The sequence below is a fragment of the Alteromonas sp. 4NS20-0143 genome, assembly GCF_057542855.1.
The window spans coordinates 83,078-98,609 of record NZ_BAAJLR010000008.1 but is presented as its reverse complement, the minus strand read 5'-3'; the positions used below and the strand labels follow the sequence as shown (position 1 = coordinate 98,609).

Annotated in this window: 12 protein-coding genes; 6 read left to right on the top strand and 6 right to left on the bottom strand. The window is 44.5% G+C overall.

Going from position 1 to position 15,532, the window contains the following annotated elements; all coding sequences use genetic code 11:
- Positions 1-26 precede the first annotated feature (26 nt).
- The 3 genes from fre (at position 27) to AC27HD_RS15465 (ending at position 3,690) form a co-directional block, all read left to right on the top strand.
- Entirely contained in the window at positions 27-722 is a 696-nt protein-coding gene (gene fre, locus AC27HD_RS15475) for an NAD(P)H-flavin reductase (protein ID WP_032094907.1), read from the top strand.
- Positions 723-971: 249 nt separating this feature from the next.
- Positions 972-2,318: a M28 family metallopeptidase gene (locus AC27HD_RS15470; protein WP_487107041.1), complete on the top strand. Its 1,347-nt coding sequence runs from the start codon at positions 972-974 to the stop codon at positions 2,316-2,318.
- A gap of 349 nt (positions 2,319-2,667) precedes the next feature.
- Entirely contained in the window at positions 2,668-3,690 is a 1,023-nt protein-coding gene (locus tag AC27HD_RS15465) for a substrate-binding periplasmic protein (protein WP_487106938.1), read from the top strand.
- Positions 3,691-4,005: 315 nt separating this feature from the next.
- On the opposite strand, the gene AC27HD_RS15460 is transcribed toward AC27HD_RS15465, so the two are convergent.
- Both AC27HD_RS15460 and AC27HD_RS15455 read right to left on the bottom strand, forming a co-directional pair.
- Positions 4,006-6,708: an ATP-binding protein gene (locus AC27HD_RS15460; RefSeq protein ID WP_487106936.1), complete on the bottom strand. Its 2,703-nt coding sequence runs from the start codon at positions 6,706-6,708 to the stop codon at positions 4,006-4,008.
- A 205-nt stretch (positions 6,709-6,913) separates the two neighbouring features.
- Positions 6,914-8,119, bottom strand: coding sequence for an MFS transporter (locus AC27HD_RS15455; protein ID WP_487106934.1), 1,206 nt, complete (start codon positions 8,117-8,119; stop codon positions 6,914-6,916).
- Between the two features lie 212 nt (positions 8,120-8,331).
- Between AC27HD_RS15455 and AC27HD_RS15450 the strand changes: the two genes are divergently transcribed.
- From AC27HD_RS15450 to AC27HD_RS15440, 3 genes are read left to right on the top strand one after another with little or no spacing between them, the layout of a single operon-like run.
- A complete protein-coding gene (locus tag AC27HD_RS15450) occupies positions 8,332-8,889 on the top strand; it encodes a GbsR/MarR family transcriptional regulator (RefSeq protein ID WP_032094910.1) in 558 nt (185 codons plus the stop codon).
- A gap of 11 nt (positions 8,890-8,900) precedes the next feature.
- The gene (locus tag AC27HD_RS15445; RefSeq protein WP_487106932.1) at positions 8,901-10,271 is read left to right on the top strand and encodes a cytochrome ubiquinol oxidase subunit I; all 1,371 of its coding nucleotides are present in this window, start codon (positions 8,901-8,903) and stop codon (positions 10,269-10,271) included.
- A gap of 9 nt (positions 10,272-10,280) precedes the next feature.
- The gene (locus tag AC27HD_RS15440) at positions 10,281-11,288 is read left to right on the top strand and encodes a cytochrome d ubiquinol oxidase subunit II (RefSeq protein ID WP_032094912.1); all 1,008 of its coding nucleotides are present in this window, start codon (positions 10,281-10,283) and stop codon (positions 11,286-11,288) included.
- A 271-nt stretch (positions 11,289-11,559) separates the two neighbouring features.
- Here the strand turns inward: AC27HD_RS15440 and AC27HD_RS15435 are convergent, their stop codons facing one another.
- The 4 genes from AC27HD_RS15435 to ubiB all read right to left on the bottom strand — a co-directional run bounded on the left by AC27HD_RS15435 (position 11,560) and on the right by ubiB (position 15,529).
- On the bottom strand, positions 11,560-12,033 hold the full coding sequence (locus AC27HD_RS15435; protein WP_200883163.1) for an Lrp/AsnC family transcriptional regulator: 474 nt from the start codon (positions 12,031-12,033) through the stop codon (positions 11,560-11,562).
- A 182-nt stretch (positions 12,034-12,215) separates the two neighbouring features.
- Entirely contained in the window at positions 12,216-13,052 is an 837-nt protein-coding gene (locus tag AC27HD_RS15430; RefSeq protein ID WP_487106929.1) for a hypothetical protein, read from the bottom strand.
- Between the two features lie 334 nt (positions 13,053-13,386).
- Positions 13,387-13,596 carry a transcription antiterminator/RNA stability regulator CspE gene (cspE, locus tag AC27HD_RS15425; RefSeq protein WP_032094913.1) on the bottom strand — a complete coding sequence of 70 codons (210 nt, stop codon included), beginning with the start codon at positions 13,594-13,596 and terminating at the stop codon, positions 13,387-13,389.
- Positions 13,597-13,897: 301 nt separating this feature from the next.
- Positions 13,898-15,529, bottom strand: a complete 1,632-nt coding sequence (gene ubiB / locus AC27HD_RS15420) for a ubiquinone biosynthesis regulatory protein kinase UbiB (RefSeq protein ID WP_487106927.1) — start codon at positions 15,527-15,529, stop codon at positions 13,898-13,900.
- Positions 15,530-15,532 lie beyond the last annotated feature (3 nt).

The following is a 15,532-nucleotide window of genomic DNA, read 5'->3' as shown; positions in this document are numbered from 1 at the left end:
TAAACCAAAAGGTAAGAAGAGAATACATGCCACAAATTAATTGCAAGGTTGCAAGCATTACGCCTTTAACCGATGTAGTACAAAAAGTTGAGCTAACGTTACCAGAAGCAGTAGCGTTTAAAGCAGGTCAATACGCCATGGTGGTGATGGGCGAAAAAGATATGCGCCCGTTTTCTATTGCTAACCCGGCCTACGACAATAATAGAGTAGAACTTCATATTGGCGCAGAGCCAGGTAACAGCTACGCGGGTGAAGTGTTAGCGCGCATGCAGCAAGATGGAGAAATAACGCTCAGTCTTGGCCATGGCGATGCATTCTTGCAAAGCAACGGTTTACCCATGGTGCTTATTGCTGGCGGCACAGGATTTTCCTACACCTACTCTATTCTAAAAGAGCACTTACAAAGCGGCGATAAAACACCTTTAACGCTGTATTGGGGTGGTAAGCACGCCGACGACCTGTACTTAGCCGATGAGCTTAGCGCGCTAGCTGATCAAAACGACCATTTTACCTTTGTGCCTGTTGTTGAGTTTGCAAGTGACGACTGGACGGGAAGAACGGGTTGGGTACACCATGCCGCAATGGCTGATCATGCCGACTTCGGCGAGGTTCAGGTATATGTTGCTGGCCGCTTTGAAATGGCCAAGGTCGTTCGCGATGACTTCACCCAGCGCGGTTTAAAGGTAGAAAATTTGTATGGTGATGCGTTCGCCTTTATCTAAGACTTGCTACTTCTTTTAGTGTTTTGAAAGCCGACTGATTACTGTCGGCTTTTTTTTGATTCGTTCAAATTCGATAACTAACTGCTGTACACGTTTACTCCAATTGTTCCTTTCTAACGTATCCGCTATGGTTGAGTAACTCTGTTACCTAGTGTTCAGTTAAAAGCACCCTTGGAGAAAAGAATGATAAAAAATATTCCTACAACATTCAAAAGCGCGGGTCTGTCTGCGCTTTCATTAGCACTTCCTATGGCAATTGTGAGTGCCGCTGCCATTGGTAATGCTCACGCTGCAGATACCAAGCAAAAAGCAGCACTGTATGATATTGCCGCATCTATTTCACCAGAGAGAATAGAAGACGATATCACTACGCTGGTTAATTTTGGTACCCGACATACCCTATCTGAGACTGAGTCTGATACCAGAGGAATTGGCGCGGCAAGGCGCTGGATTAAATCTGAGTTTGAAGAAATTTCTGCTCAGTGCGGCGGCTGCTTAGAAGTATACTTTCAGTCTGAAACCATTAGTGGTGAAAAGCGTATTCCTAACCCTACTGAGGTAGTCAGTGTTATCGCTATTCAGCGAGGCGCTACCGACCCTGGCCGCTATGTGATCATGTCTGGCGACATTGATTCTCGCGTATCCGATGTCATGGATTTCACGTCTGACTCACCTGGTGCTAACGATAATGCATCAGGTGTAGCCGGTACGCTGGAGGCCGCACGAGTATTGTCTAAGTACGAATTTAACGGCACCATTGTCTATGCAGCGCTGGCAGGTGAAGAACAAGGCCTTTTTGGCGGACGCATAATGGCGAACCAAGCTAAGAAAGATGGCTGGCGCATAAAAGCGGTATTGAACAACGATATGATTGGCAATATTGAAGGGGTAAATGGGGTTATCAACAACACCACAGCCCGTATTTTTGCTGAAGGTACACGAGTTACTGAAACCGAAGCAGAAGCAAGACGCCGCCGTTTTACCGGTGGTGAAGTAGACTCGCCAAGCCGTAACTTAGCTCGCTACATCGACAAGGTGGCCGACCAGTATATTGAAAATCTCGATACCATGGTGGTATACCGTTTAGACAGGTTCGGTCGAGGCGGTCATCACCGCCCATTTAACGATCTTGGCTATCCGGGCATACGCATTATGGAAACCAACGAAAACTACACGCGTCAGCATCAAGACTTGCGTGAAGAAGATGGCATTAAATACGGCGATACCCTCGATGGCGTTAACTTTGAATATGCGGCCAAGTTAACTGGCTTAAACGCCGTAACCTTAGCCTCTATGGCATGGGCACCAAACCCACCTGCAAACGTGTCGATAAAAGGCGCGGTTCAACCTTCTACAACCTTGATGTGGGACGCCTTAAACGAGGCACAAAACCCACAGTTAAAAGGGTATAAAGTATATTGGCGTCATACTGACGCGCCGCAGTGGGAATACAGCAAATTTGTTGGTGATGTTACTGAGGCCACCCTTGAGAATGTAGTGATTGATAATTACTTCTTCGGCGTTGCCAGTGTCAACAACGATGGCGTTGAAAGCGTGGTCGTTTATCCAGGCCCAGCCGGTAGTTTTGGTGAGTAAACTAGTCAAATAGCAACACGAGTAAAATAACAAAGCGCTGCGACTGTAATGAAGAGGCTTCATATACACCTGTATTTAAACCCCTCTTCACCAATGTGCAGCGCTTTTTTTAACCATAGCTTTTAAGCTAGCTTTTAAGTCAGCTTTTAAAAAAGCCTTTAAAACCGCCGCTTCGTGTACGCAGTGTTAATTGTCGTTAATATGGCCGCGGTGGATTAAACTTTATATCTACCCTAGAGTGTATAAAGAGGCACAATTCGCAGTATATTAGTTAAAGGGGAAAAATAACTTGCTCACAAAGCGTGTTAGTCGTTTTACGTTTACCTCCACACTCGCATGCATCTTTTGCATGTCGGCCCTCTCTCACGCAAATGCCCAATTAACTGACGAGCCAAACGAAAAGCTAAATAAAGTCACTCTTGCCGCAGCCCCTTTCGAGACTTACGTCAATGACGACGGTGAGCCTGCGAGAGTGAATGACCTGGTATCCACCGCGCTAGCGCAAAGTGGCACCGATGCTAATTTAAAAGTCATGCGTCAGGCTTTTTTGGGAAGCGCTGTTCGAGCAGGAAGGGTAGACGGTGAATATGCACTCGTTGATATGGGCCAGCAAATAGAAGGCGTAATAACATCGAACGTGTTTTTACCCCTATACCTTTATGCCGCCAGTAAAGATGCCGACGTAGAGCAAATTAAAATTTTTCAGCATTTGAAACGCAACCGCGTGGCGATAGAAAATCGATTTGCTAACACCCCGAACTTCAGATTAATTAAAGATATAAAATGGTCGCGCAACCCGTCCACCTTTGATGCATTTCGCCAACTTGCCGACGACAGAGCGCCCTATTTAATTACATCTGAATTGCTTATAAGAGAGTTTAATACCTTACTTGCAAACGATAGAGAAGAAACTCTGCACTATTCTGCAAAGCCTTTGATGAAAAGTGGGTTTCAGCTAGCGATACGCGACGACGTGCCTAATGCGCAGAAGATTATTAACAACTTCAACAATGCTGTGTCTGCCATGCAACAAAACGGGCAGTACAATAAGCTTCTTCAAATAGACTGGTTGCGTAAAGACATAAACTTCGACGGTATTGCAGATTACATTGGTCATTCTGATATTACACGCGCTTCTAGCTTACTAAAAACAGCCTATAATCTGGATTCTACACCGGTTTCTGACGATAGTGTATTTGTGATAGACGGTACCATTTTCACCTCAAAAGCCGAGGCATTTAATGCTTTGCCGAGTATTGAAGAAAACACTAGTGAAAAAAATAGTACTGAAGCAGAAAAACGCGATGCAATGAACAAGCGAATGTCCTTACTTGATGCGACGACCTACGAGACGCTATTAAGGCGCTGGTAGGTTGTTTGCTCCCTACCTTTTTTGATGCTTTAGGAAATGTCGTCGCAATAGGCTTTTTTGCGCTGCGGCTTTATGAGCTGCGACTATCTTTCACGGCTACTAAACGTGGCTTTCTCTTATAACTATCAATTGCGACAAGCACTTACTAAATGTTCAAGCTAGCAGACACTTTTTAGTGGCGCTCAAATACAGGCGCCGCGGCACTAATTAGCAATACTTAAATAAAGGCGCCGCTAATAATACAAAACAAGCGCCTCAAGCGTTATGACAACGCCCTTGGCGCATGCACCCTTTTTGCCTGCAATAGGGTTTACCCTACATATACATTTCTAAGATAGTGAGCAGCTCTTCGCCATCAACAGGTTTAGACACGTAGTTATTAAAGCCCGCTTTCAGTGCTTTTACGCGGTCAGAAGTATACGCATACGCCGTCAGCGCCACTGCATTAAGTGACGATATTTGCGAAAACTCACTAGAGCGAATTTTCAGCACCAGCCCCAGCCCGTCGAGTTCCGGCATACCAATGTCAGATAACACAAGGTCAAACGCCTCCGGCATTTCATTAATCTCTTTCCACGCAAGTAGGCCGTTTTTCACCACGTTAACTCGCGCCCCGTTAGACTCTAAAAAGAGTTTGATAAAGTCTCTGGCATCTTTTTCATCTTCGGCAACTAAAATCCGCAAACCGTTTAGTCGAAGCGAAGGAGACAAGTCGCTTATTTCGCTGTTCCTCACCTCAATAATCTCATCGAATACATTTAGCGGTGCTATGGGTAGCGATACAAAAAAGGTGGTGCCAGTATCAAGACCATCGCTTTCTGCGTAAATTTCCCCGCCGTGCATTTCAACAAGGCTTTTCACAATAGAAAGACCTAGCCCAAGCCCATTCTTGTTATGCTCGTTTTTGCCCTGATAGAAGCGCTCAAATACGTGAGAGATTTGCTCACGGGTCATGCCCTTTCCGTTGTCTTTTACTTTGAACAGGTAATTCGAATGTTCCCGTCTACCTTTAATATGAACCGTACCGCCTTTTGATGTAAATTTTAAAGCATTGCTCAACAGGTTATTGATTACCTGCTTAATACGTAAATTATCACCGAGTATTTGCGTATGTTCATCATCACAATTGATAGATAGCTGAATATTTTTGCCTGCGAATCCGGCTTCAAACGACTTAGCCACCTCTGCAATAGAATGAGTGATCTTTAACGAGTGAGTGGATAGTTTCATCGTTCCCGAGATTATCCGCGACAAGTCGAGGATATCGTTAATCAGTGCCGCTTGCGTAGACGCCGCGCGCTTGATAACACCTAAGGCATCTTTCATCCTATCGACGTTATCCACGTCCATCAGCGCCAGATCGGTCCAGCCTACAATCGAATTAAGTGGCGAGCGTAACTCGTGAGAAATACTGGCTAAAAACTGGTCCTTTGCTTTATCAAGCTCTTCGAGTTTGCTAATTTGTTGATCAAGAGACGATTTTAAACTCAGCGCATAGGGAATAAATAAGTGGTCAAATCCTTCAATAATTAACTTATCGTCTTCGGTCCAATCCACCGATTCATCTGCCACACTTTGTAAGTAAAGCTCGAAAGAGTTGCGCGGCGTTAATGATTTAAGCCTGTCCTGTTTCGCGGCATCACGACCAGCCCAACGAATAGTTTTGTCCCGTTGCTCCCTAAACCACACTGTGTAATAGCCTAGCTTTGCAGACACGCATGATATGTACATACCACGAATGCCGTTGAGGTTGCACGAGTCTGTCACCTGCTCTGCCAGCCTATTTAACGTAATGGACTGCTCGGAGTTAGGCGTGGCAAATTTCTCTAGCAGTTTCATTACCGTAGATTCTGAGGGGGTTTTGCCTACAAAATAATTACTTGATGGTGTTATCACCGCCATGCCGCATGAATCCGCAACCTGCAGTAATTCTTTCTCTTTCTCTCCTATCGCATCGAGCGGGTTTGAATAAGAGGTTAGCTGGTGAACAATGCTATTCAATGAACGCTGACGATTTTGGAAATGCTCCTTTTTTTCATGAAGCGTTTTTGTATGTAGCTGCCATGCATAAAGATGCCCGAGTGATTCACACACCAGGCGTTTCTTCTGATCGACATAAATAGGCTGCTTGCTATGACAAGCTATTAGGCCCCACAGCTTGCCTTCAAATACCAGAGATACCGAAAACGATGAACGCACACCCATATTTTTAAGATAGGTAATATGAGTAGGAGAAACCGAGCGCACCATAGACATAGAAAGGTCAAGTGGCGGACGCTCAGATTCTTCAATACGAGGCAACAATGGAATTGCTGCTTCGTTAACATCGAACACGCAGCGCACGCGATTCAATAAATAAAGCGCTCTGGCCTGCTGTGGGATATCTGACGCTGGAAATTTGAGGCCCTTAAACGATTTACTTCCCGATTCAGTGGCCTCTCCGATGACTTCACCACAATAGTCATCGTCGAATTGATAAACCATAACGGCATCAAACCCCACATAGTCTTGAAAATATCGCGCTATGCTATCTGCCACGTCGCTTATGGAATCGCGATCATCCACATCGGGCAGTAGTGCACGCAAGTCCATATCCATGGGTACCCACTGCTGCGCTGCTTCATAACTTAACTGTGGCGTGGGTTCTAATTCAATGACCAATAAGCCGTTAGATTCATAAGCAACGCCACTGCCTTCTTTTTCCCAGTCTTCTAGCCAGAGCGCGTTTTCTGCAAAATTCCACTGATAAGCGTGACGAACGTTGCCACCTTTTACGGCTTCAAAGATGGTTTTGAAGGTATGAGCTTCTGGGTTTGGAATGGTAAAAAGCTCAGTAATAAGCGTTTTACCTGGAACAATGTCTACTTTGAAAAGTTCGCCAATGTTACTGCTTACAACTTGAATGGTTTTATCTGCCGGATTAAGGGCTATCACGTAACCGAAACTTTGAACACTTTCGATAAGGTGAATGGGTTCGTCTGCACAATTCTCGTTTAATTGTGGCGAAGCTTGACTCATAGTGGAAACCTTTTTCTGATACGCCACTATCTAGCAAGAGATGAGGCGTCATTCAGGCGCAACATCATGAAAGCGCCTGAAAATAACTAATTCGATATGGTAAAGGTTCTAACGCCAATAATCACTTTTTCGCTTATTTTTTAATGAAAAAAGCCACGTAAGCACTAAAAACGTAGATGAACTGACTTTTCACCAAGGCTGTAAGTTAAATTCTAGACCGTTTTAAGAGTAAGCAAGCAGAAGTGCTTACAAGGCATAAGCCCGTTGTTATAAGAACGAAGGTATGTGCAGGAAGCATTGAAAACGTGCGACCTAAATAAGCAACTAAGTAAGCGCCTGCGGCAGCGCCGGATAAATGAAAAAAGCCCACCAATGCGGCCAAAAAGCCTGCTGATTTTGCTGAAAAGCTCAGCATAATAGTGACACTGCACGGCATAGCAATACCAGTAAAAAAGAAAGTGGCATAGCTGTAGGCGAGCATCATAACTAAACCGTCAAGATTTAGGAGAAATGTGAGCGCACTAATGAGTACTGACAAACTCAGTATGGCAACACTCGAAAGCCTAAACTTTAGTAAGCTAGACAACTTAGAAAGCCGAATATTGAGTATGCTACCTGCAACAAAGGCGAGAGTTGCGAGCAGTGAATAAATAGAGAAAAGCGTTTTGCTCAGCCCATGCTGCTCCATAATCATCGACGGTGCGATAGTGATGAAACAAAACACAATGCCATAGAGTAATCCGCTTGCTACGCCCATCAAGATAATCGGCGCGCTACTCTTTTTAATCAACCTGAAGGTTTCACCTAAAACGTTAGGTGAAACCGCCGGACTGTGACGGGAAATAGTCTCAGATGCGATTAAAAGAAGTAATAACGCTGCGCCCGCTATTGTTAGAACGAAATAGAAAATAGCAGACACGCCTAGTTGCTCTCCAATTACAGTACCTAGTAACGGAGCAATCGCAGGCGCAATGGCAAATGCTATGTTGGTAATAGAGAGTGATGCACTAAGTTGCTTTTCATTAAATATTTGCCTTGATAAGCCCCGTGACACTGACACTCCAACGCCTCCGCCAAGCCCTTGCACAATTCGACCTAAAAGAAAGCTGTTGTCTGAATTAGCCAATGCAACCAAAAGAGTGCCGCACATAAACACTAAAATTCCACATAACAGAAAAAAACGTTTATTTATGTAATCGCAGAGAATACCAGACAGTAACTGTGAACCTGAAAAAGCAATAAGAAAGATAGCCACACTTTTTTCAATAAGGCTAACGTTACTGTTGTAGGTATGGGCTAGATCGTGAAAGAAAGGAGTATAGATGCTAGTGGAAACCTGCCCCAGTACAGACAGTAATGTGAACGTACTTATTACCAAGTAAAAGTGGTACCGGGAAAGAGTCGATGTCATGTAGAGATACCAAAAAGCGCTGAAACGTCCTTAGTAATAGCTTACCTCTCCCGTATGACAATTTAACTATCATTCCTGTGCTATTGAGCTCGTGGGCGTAGTGAAGCGAAGCGGCGTATTTATGAAACCATATTAATGTCAAAAAAGATTGATCTGCATCAAATAGAATATTAAACTTTCAGTAATTTCTGAAACTTCAATAGGCACACAAAATGAAGATGACACCTTTGATCACATCAGCAGTAATGCACTTTGGTGAAATGGGAAGTCGATGGGGCTTTAACAGAACTGTAGGACAGATTTTGGCTCTTATTGTGTTAAACGAAGAACCTATTTCAGCACAAGAAATTGCTGATGCGCTGAATATCTCCCGCGGAAATACCAGCATGGGGTTAAAGGAACTTCAGTCGTGGAGACTCGTCAAACAGCATTTAGTACCCGGCGAACGCAAAGAGTTTTTTATTCCTGCAGGCGATATTTGGACGTTGGCCAATCGAGTTTTTGAAGAACGAAGAAAACGCGAAATAGATCCAACTCTAAGCCTACTGCGAGACCTACTGCTCGATGAGCCTGCAAATGGCACCGAAGCTGGTGCACAAAATAAGCTTAATGAAATACACGATTTATTGGAATCAATTACGGCTTGGTCTGAAGAGCTTCAAAACCTTGGACCAGAAAAACTTAATACGCTGATGAAACTCGGTTCTGGCGTAGGCCGTATGCTAGACCTTAAGGATAAGATTTTACCGGGTAAAAACAGCGTTAATTAAGGAGACGTTCTGTGGATGCATTCTTGTTGTCTCGATTACAGTTTGCTTTAAATATCAGTTTTCATATTCTATTTCCCACCATTACCATGGCTATGGGATGGTTTCTTTTCTACTTTAAAATGCGCTCTAACATATCTGGTCACCCTGTATGGATGCGTATGTACCGATTTTGGGTACGGGTTTTCGCGCTAAGCTTCGCCCTAGGTGTAGTAAGCGGTGTAACCATGTCTTTTCAGTTTGGCACAAACTGGCCTGGTTTTATGGAAAAAGTGGGTAATGTCGCTGGCCCATTATTGGGGTATGAAGTACTCACCGCCTTTTTCTTAGAAGCCACGTTCTTAGGTATTATGCTATTTGGTATTCGCCGAGTCCCTAATTGGCTGCATACCACTTCCACACTTATTGTCGCCCTTGGCACCACAACGTCTGCGTTTTGGATCTTAGCGCTGAATAGTTGGATGCAGACACCACAAGGGTTTGAGGTAGTTGACGGTGTGGTTTACGCCACCAATTGGAAAGAAATAATATTCAATCCGTCGTTCCCCTATCGCTTTGTGCACATGATGTTGGCATCGGGATTAACGGCAAGCTTTTTAATCGCCGGTCTATCAGCCTACAGAATGTTAAAAGGTGACGATAAACTTGCGCCCAAGCTTGCCCTTAAAACGGCTACTTACACAGCGGCCGTGCTGATACCGCTACAGATTTTTGCAGGCGACATGCATGGGCTTAACACCCTCGAGCATCAGCCGCAGAAAGTAGCCGCTATGGAAGGTCTGTGGGAAACCACTGAGGGCGCGCCGCTACTGTTGTTTGCTATACCGGATGAGGAAGGCAGAGAAAACCATTTCGAAATTCCCATTCCCTATGCAGCCAGCTTAATTCTTACCCACGAATTAAAAGGCGAGATAAAAGGCCTCAATGAGTTTGAGGGGGAGCATCCTCCAGTTGCGCCCGTATTTTATGGATTCAGGGTAATGGTAGGCATGGGCATGTTGATGCTGGCAGTGTCGTGGTTAGGCAGTATTTACTTAATGCGTAACCGTTCATTCCCGGTGTGGTTAAAACGTACTTTTGCCGGTATGGCATTTAGCGGTTGGGTAGCAACCCTTGCAGGCTGGTATGTTACAGAGATAGGCAGACAGCCTTATCTTGTTAGCGGTGTATTAAAAACGACTGACGCAGTAACACAACTACCACCCAGCAATATCGCGATATCGTTTACTCTGTACGCTGTTATCTACAGCGGGCTACTTATCGCCTACATCGGCACCCTAATGCTGATGTGTCGCCGAGCAGTTGAGATTGAAGAAATCACCACCGAGGAACGCGAGATCGCAAAAGCGAAAATGAGCCCCAATAACAACCCAGTCACGGTGTAAGGAGTCACTATGTTTGAACATGTTTCACCTGAAATGCTCGGTAATATCTATGTGGGTTTATTGGGCTTGTCGGTTTTACTTTATGCCATATTAGATGGCTACGACTTGGGTGTGGGCGTACTGATACCACCTCGCACAGAAGCCTTTAGAGACGACATGATAGCCTCTATTGGCCCATACTGGGATGCCAATGAAACCTGGTTAGTACTCGCAGTAGGTTTGTTACTTATTGCCTTCCCTGAAGCGCACAGCGAAGTACTGCAAACTCTTTATCTGCCGGCAACCTTTATGCTGCTAGGGCTTATTTTACGGGGCGTTGCCTTCGATTTTCGCGCAAAGGTAGTGCAAGTAAATAAGCGTAAATGGGACCTAGTGTTTAAGTATGGCTCTTTGCTCACTACCCTTGCCCAAGGCTACATGCTAGGTATTTACGTTACTGGCCTTCGCACCGATTTGTGGGCACAAGCGTTTGCCGTATTAGCAGCACTGGGTGTAACAGCGGCATACGCGTTTATTGGCTCGTGCTGGCTTATCTTAAAGTCGGAAGGTGAATTGCAGCAAAAAGCATATTACTGGGCAAAACGAGGGTTAGGGATATTAGCGCTGGGTATTGTGTCGGTGAGTATTGCCAATCTATCTCTGCATGAAGAGGTGCGCGACTTATGGCTATCGGCGCCGTGGGGAGTCATGCTATTTGCCATTCCGGTTACCTGCTTTGCGCTGTTAACACTCTGTGGGGTGCTGCTGAAAAAGCTTCCCCATAGTGATGGCAAAGGAGAATGGCTACCGTTCTTCATCGCATTGTTAGTCTTTCTACTTTGCTTTACCGCGTTTGCCATAAGTTATTACCCGTTCATTATTCCAGGGCAAATGATGATATCTGACGCGCTAAGTGATGCCAGTTCACTCCGGTTTTTATTAGTTGGTGTGGTGGTGGTAGTCCCTGTTATCTTGGCTTACACCGTGATGGTATACAAAATTTTCTCAGGAAAGTCAGAGAAGCTGTCTTACTACTAACTAGAGCGTGTGCTGACATAGTGAGACACTAAGGTAAAGTGAAGTAAAGAGAAGCGGAGCGAGCTTACAAGCTTCAACCTCATCAAAACGAACCAAGGGGTCTATTCGATAGGCCCCTTTTCGTTTTTGTTATATATGTTTTTGTTTTGTATGCCTAAGCGCTAAGTGCCTTGGTAGAATGTGCCTTTGTAAAATATGCCTTGGCAGTATTTGTTTTTGGAGCTATCTGTCTTTTGCGTTGAATGCCTGTTGCATGAAAGGGCTTCACACACTATAAATGTGTGAGAGGAACCGCAGTGGTATATTTAATTTGCTCCATAGCAAAACTTGAGGTGACGTCTGAAAAGGCGATACCGCTTACCAGCCGTTTATAAAAGTGGTCGAAACAGGCCATGTCGGTTACCAGCACTTTTAACAAATAATCATATTCCCCCGACATACGATAGCACTCCACCACTTCATCAAAAGAAGATGCATGCTGCGAGAAGGTCGACAACCACTTTCCATCATGATTGCCTGCTTTAACTTGCACAAACACGGTCATGGTAAGGCCCAGTGTTTGTGCCTGCAGTAACGCTACTCGTCGAGAGATAATGCCGCTTGCTTCTAACTTTTGTATTCTGCGCCAGCAAGGTGTGGAGGTTAACCCCACTTGCTCAGCTATTTGTGCAACAGGCGTTTCTGAATCTTGCTGTAAAATACTCAAGATGGTGCGATCGATAGCATCAATGTTAGTGTTTTTCATACATTACATATTGTCATTTTGTTGCTTCTCTATCTACGCCTTTAAAAGCACGATTAAAAGCTTGGCTTTATTTCGGCTTCAATCTCGGTTCTACTCTAGGCACTAATCTCGGCTCTAATCTCGGCTTTAACTTGGCTGATAAGTTAAGCGCAGTGTTAGGCCGTAGGCCACTGCAATGCTAATTACAACCACCAAGGCTGAGCAAAATTAATATTCTCTTCAGCCAACTCGTACTGATACGGCGGGGTAAATGGCGTCCAAAAACCATCGGCAAGCCCCTTATCGAGAATGGTAAATTTACCTGATTGCTCATAGTTTTTAAGCATTTTGTAATAGGCACCAACGGGTAACTGTGGGTTAGACTGGCGAAACACGACCTTGCCGCCATAAGTGTTGTACATATGCTTTTCTGCTATAAAAATCATAACTTGGCGCTTTGCAACATCGTCGCTAATGCCATCTTCACTGGCGCTACCCGCAAATTTAGTTTTAAATTTTTCTACCAACGCTGCATCAACAGCGAGGTTATTTTGTACGACGTAGTCGTCTAGCACCCCCTCAATAATACGTTCTGACAATTTTGTTAGGCTGGCAAGTGCCACCATGGCATTTTGTTCTTCACTGCTACTCGCTTGAGAGGCCATTTCAGCTAAAACCTCGTCATCTGGGGTAATATCTTTTGCAGTGATAGGCTTATCAAAAAGCGTGGCTACTACTGTCGATGGCTCATCATCACTCGACTCACTGTTTTGCGCCGATTCAGATAGAGGTTCAGAGGCTGACGGAGATCCTATTGCAGTCGCTGATTCAGCCGTTGGCGCGGATACTAGTGCAGACGCAGATCCTATTGCAGTTGCTGATGCAAGTGCTAATACAGCCCCTTCGGCAGCAGTGGCCGTACCTAAACCCAAGCCCAGACTCAATAAAGCGCCCACCGCCCTAGTTCTCCCTACACCTCTTTTGGGTCTTGTCATATTAGAGAATGAGAAAAGTTGCGAGCCAACCATACGAATAATCATAAGAATACCCTAATAACCAAATGTGAAAATATAAGCAAAATGAGGCGTTTGTCGGTTTGTTTGTACTCTAGAGATAACCAGCACAACAAAACCAACACTACTAGGTTTAGTAGAACACTTTACACAAGGAAATAGCAATACATAGCAGGCAATGCAGAGTGTGAATTTTGGTTAACGAGAGCGTTTTCTTGAGACTGGAAAATTAAGTTATGTGTTTAGCGTGGCGATTAGAACAAGCACGATTTACACAATGCCGAACAACGAGATTGCCGGTGGAAGTAAAATAAAGCGGAAAGAAAAATGGCGGTCAAATTGACCGCCATTTTTGAATTTCTTAGATAGCTTGCACGTTAGCAGCTTGAAGACCTTTTTGACCTTCTTCAACTTCAAATTCTACGCGCTGACCTTCTGGAAGAGTTTTGTAACCTTCAGAGATAATTGCACGGAAATGAACGAAAACGTCCTTGCCGCCATTATCTTGAGTAAGAAAACCATAACCTTTATCAGCGTTAAACCACTTAACGGTGCCTGTAACTTTAGACATGTCGTATAGACCTCAAATATCGTAATAAATTGCGCAAAAAAGCGCGTGTAACTGTGTTTCTGTTGGTCTTTAAATTGGCGGAGTATTGAGGCTTACTTACGAATGGACTAACAACAAACACAAATTACTGGGTAACTCGAGCAGTTTTTACTTGTAGCAACATATAGCAAATAATACAAATCTCGTCTATTTAAAGACTCTGGCAAACAGCCATTGCCACTATAACACTCTTGGGAACAATTAACATACTAATTAATGGCTTATTAACCAGATTCATAAAAAGTTCATTATTGCTTTGCCGTTATTGCCGACTATTTCGCCAAGACAAGAACCAAAAAACAGTGCCAATAACACCGCTAAATGCTGGGAAATACCACGAAATGCCGTAAATTGGCAGGATAGCGGCAAGTAGAATAAATGTACCACCAACCACACTTAAGTGAGTGGTCTGAGTAGTTCTTTTCTGCTCTTGAAGAAGCGCTGCGGACGCCTTTTGCTGCTGTAGCGGCATCCGTTTTATATGCTGTAAACTGTCGTAAAGTAAGTCTGGCATCTCGGGCAATTTTTCTGACCAAAACGGAAAGTTGGCTTTCACCTTCCCCATCATGGCAGAAAATCCAATCTGCTCTTTCATCCAGTTTTCTAAAAACGGCTTCGCGGTTTTCCATAAGTCTAACTGCGGATATAGCTGCCTTCCCAACCCTTCCACATACAGCAAAGTCTTCTGCAACAGCACCAGCTGGGGCTGCACCACCATATCGAAACGGCGGGCTGTATTGAATAGTTGCAGCAATACATTACCAAAGGAAATTTCGGCTAGGGGCTTTTGAAATATAGGCTCGCATACCGTTCTAATGGCCATTTCAAATTCATCAATGTTGGTGTCTTGAGGTACCCAACCAGAATCGGCGTGAAGTTGCGCTACTTTGCGATAGTCTCGATTAAAAAAGGCGATAAAGTTCTCGGCCAAGTAGCGCTTATCTTCTTTATTTAAGGTACCTACAATGCCGAAGTCGATAGCGATATATTTGGGGTTATCTGGGTGTTCGGTGGAAACAAAAATGTTACCCGGGTGCATGTCTGCATGAAAAAAGCTGTCGCGAAACACCTGGGTGAAAAATACTTCTACACCGCGCTCTGCTAACTTTTTTAAATTGGTATTTTGCGCAATTAACGCATCGATATTCGAAATGGGAATGCCGTAAATTCGCTCCATAACAAGCACATTATGACGACAGTAGTCACTGTAAATTTTAGGTACATACAGGGCATCAGAGCCCTCAAAGTTGGTGCCCAACTGAATACCGTTGGCCGATTCACGCAGTAAATCAAGCTCATCCACGATAGTCTTACGATACTCCACCACCACTTCAACAGGGCGCAAGCGCCTGCCATCGGGAAGCCAGCGTTGAATAATATTGGCAAAACTAAACAACAGCTCCATGTCTGCCACTATCGTATCGCGAATATCAGGGCGCAGTACTTTTACCACCACGTCTTCGTTATTTGCCTTTAATTTTGCTGCATGCACCTGCGCGATAGACGCTGATGCTAAAGGCTCTTCTTCAAATTCACTAAACAGTTCGCTCAGTTCGCTTAGGCCTAAAGAGGACTTGATTATTGCCTGGGCCGCTTGTGAAGGAAAAGGCGGCACTTTATCTTGTAACCGCGCCAGTTCATTGGCAATAGAAGGCGCAAGCAAGTCTCGGCGTGTTGACAGCATCTGGCCAAACTTAATGAATACAGGCCCTAAGCTTTGTAGCGCAAGCGTAATTCGCTCGCCTTGGGATTTACCTTTGTGCTTGTTGCGCACCCAAAAGATACTGTGGCGCAATAGCCTTGCGTACCAAGGTAACCACTTTGCAGGAATTAGTTCGTCGAGGCCGTGTTCTAGCAGCACTCGATTAATTTGATACAGCCTAACAATTCGCATGCA

Bases quoted from the DNA above. Each gene is read 5' to 3' on its own strand.
- fre (WP_032094907.1), top strand. From the start codon at position 27: ATGCCACAAATTAATTGCAAGGTTGCAAGCATTACGCCTTTAACCGAT.
- AC27HD_RS15470 (WP_487107041.1), top strand. From the start codon at position 972: ATGGCAATTGTGAGTGCCGCTGCCATTGGTAATGCTCACGCTGCAGAT.
- AC27HD_RS15465 (WP_487106938.1), top strand. From the start codon at position 2,668: ATGTCGGCCCTCTCTCACGCAAATGCCCAATTAACTGACGAGCCAAAC.
- AC27HD_RS15460 (WP_487106936.1), bottom strand. From the start codon at position 6,708: ATGAGTCAAGCTTCGCCACAATTAAACGAGAATTGTGCAGACGAACCC.
- AC27HD_RS15455 (WP_487106934.1), bottom strand. From the start codon at position 8,119: ATGACATCGACTCTTTCCCGGTACCACTTTTACTTGGTAATAAGTACG.
- AC27HD_RS15450 (WP_032094910.1), top strand. From the start codon at position 8,332: ATGAAGATGACACCTTTGATCACATCAGCAGTAATGCACTTTGGTGAA.
- AC27HD_RS15440 (WP_032094912.1), top strand. From the start codon at position 10,281: ATGTTTGAACATGTTTCACCTGAAATGCTCGGTAATATCTATGTGGGT.
- AC27HD_RS15435 (WP_200883163.1), bottom strand. From the start codon at position 12,033: ATGAAAAACACTAACATTGATGCTATCGATCGCACCATCTTGAGTATT.
- AC27HD_RS15430 (WP_487106929.1), bottom strand. From the start codon at position 13,052: ATGATTATTCGTATGGTTGGCTCGCAACTTTTCTCATTCTCTAATATG.
- cspE (WP_032094913.1), bottom strand. From the start codon at position 13,596: ATGTCTAAAGTTACAGGCACCGTTAAGTGGTTTAACGCTGATAAAGGT.
- ubiB (WP_487106927.1), bottom strand. From the start codon at position 15,529: ATGCGAATTGTTAGGCTGTATCAAATTAATCGAGTGCTGCTAGAACAC.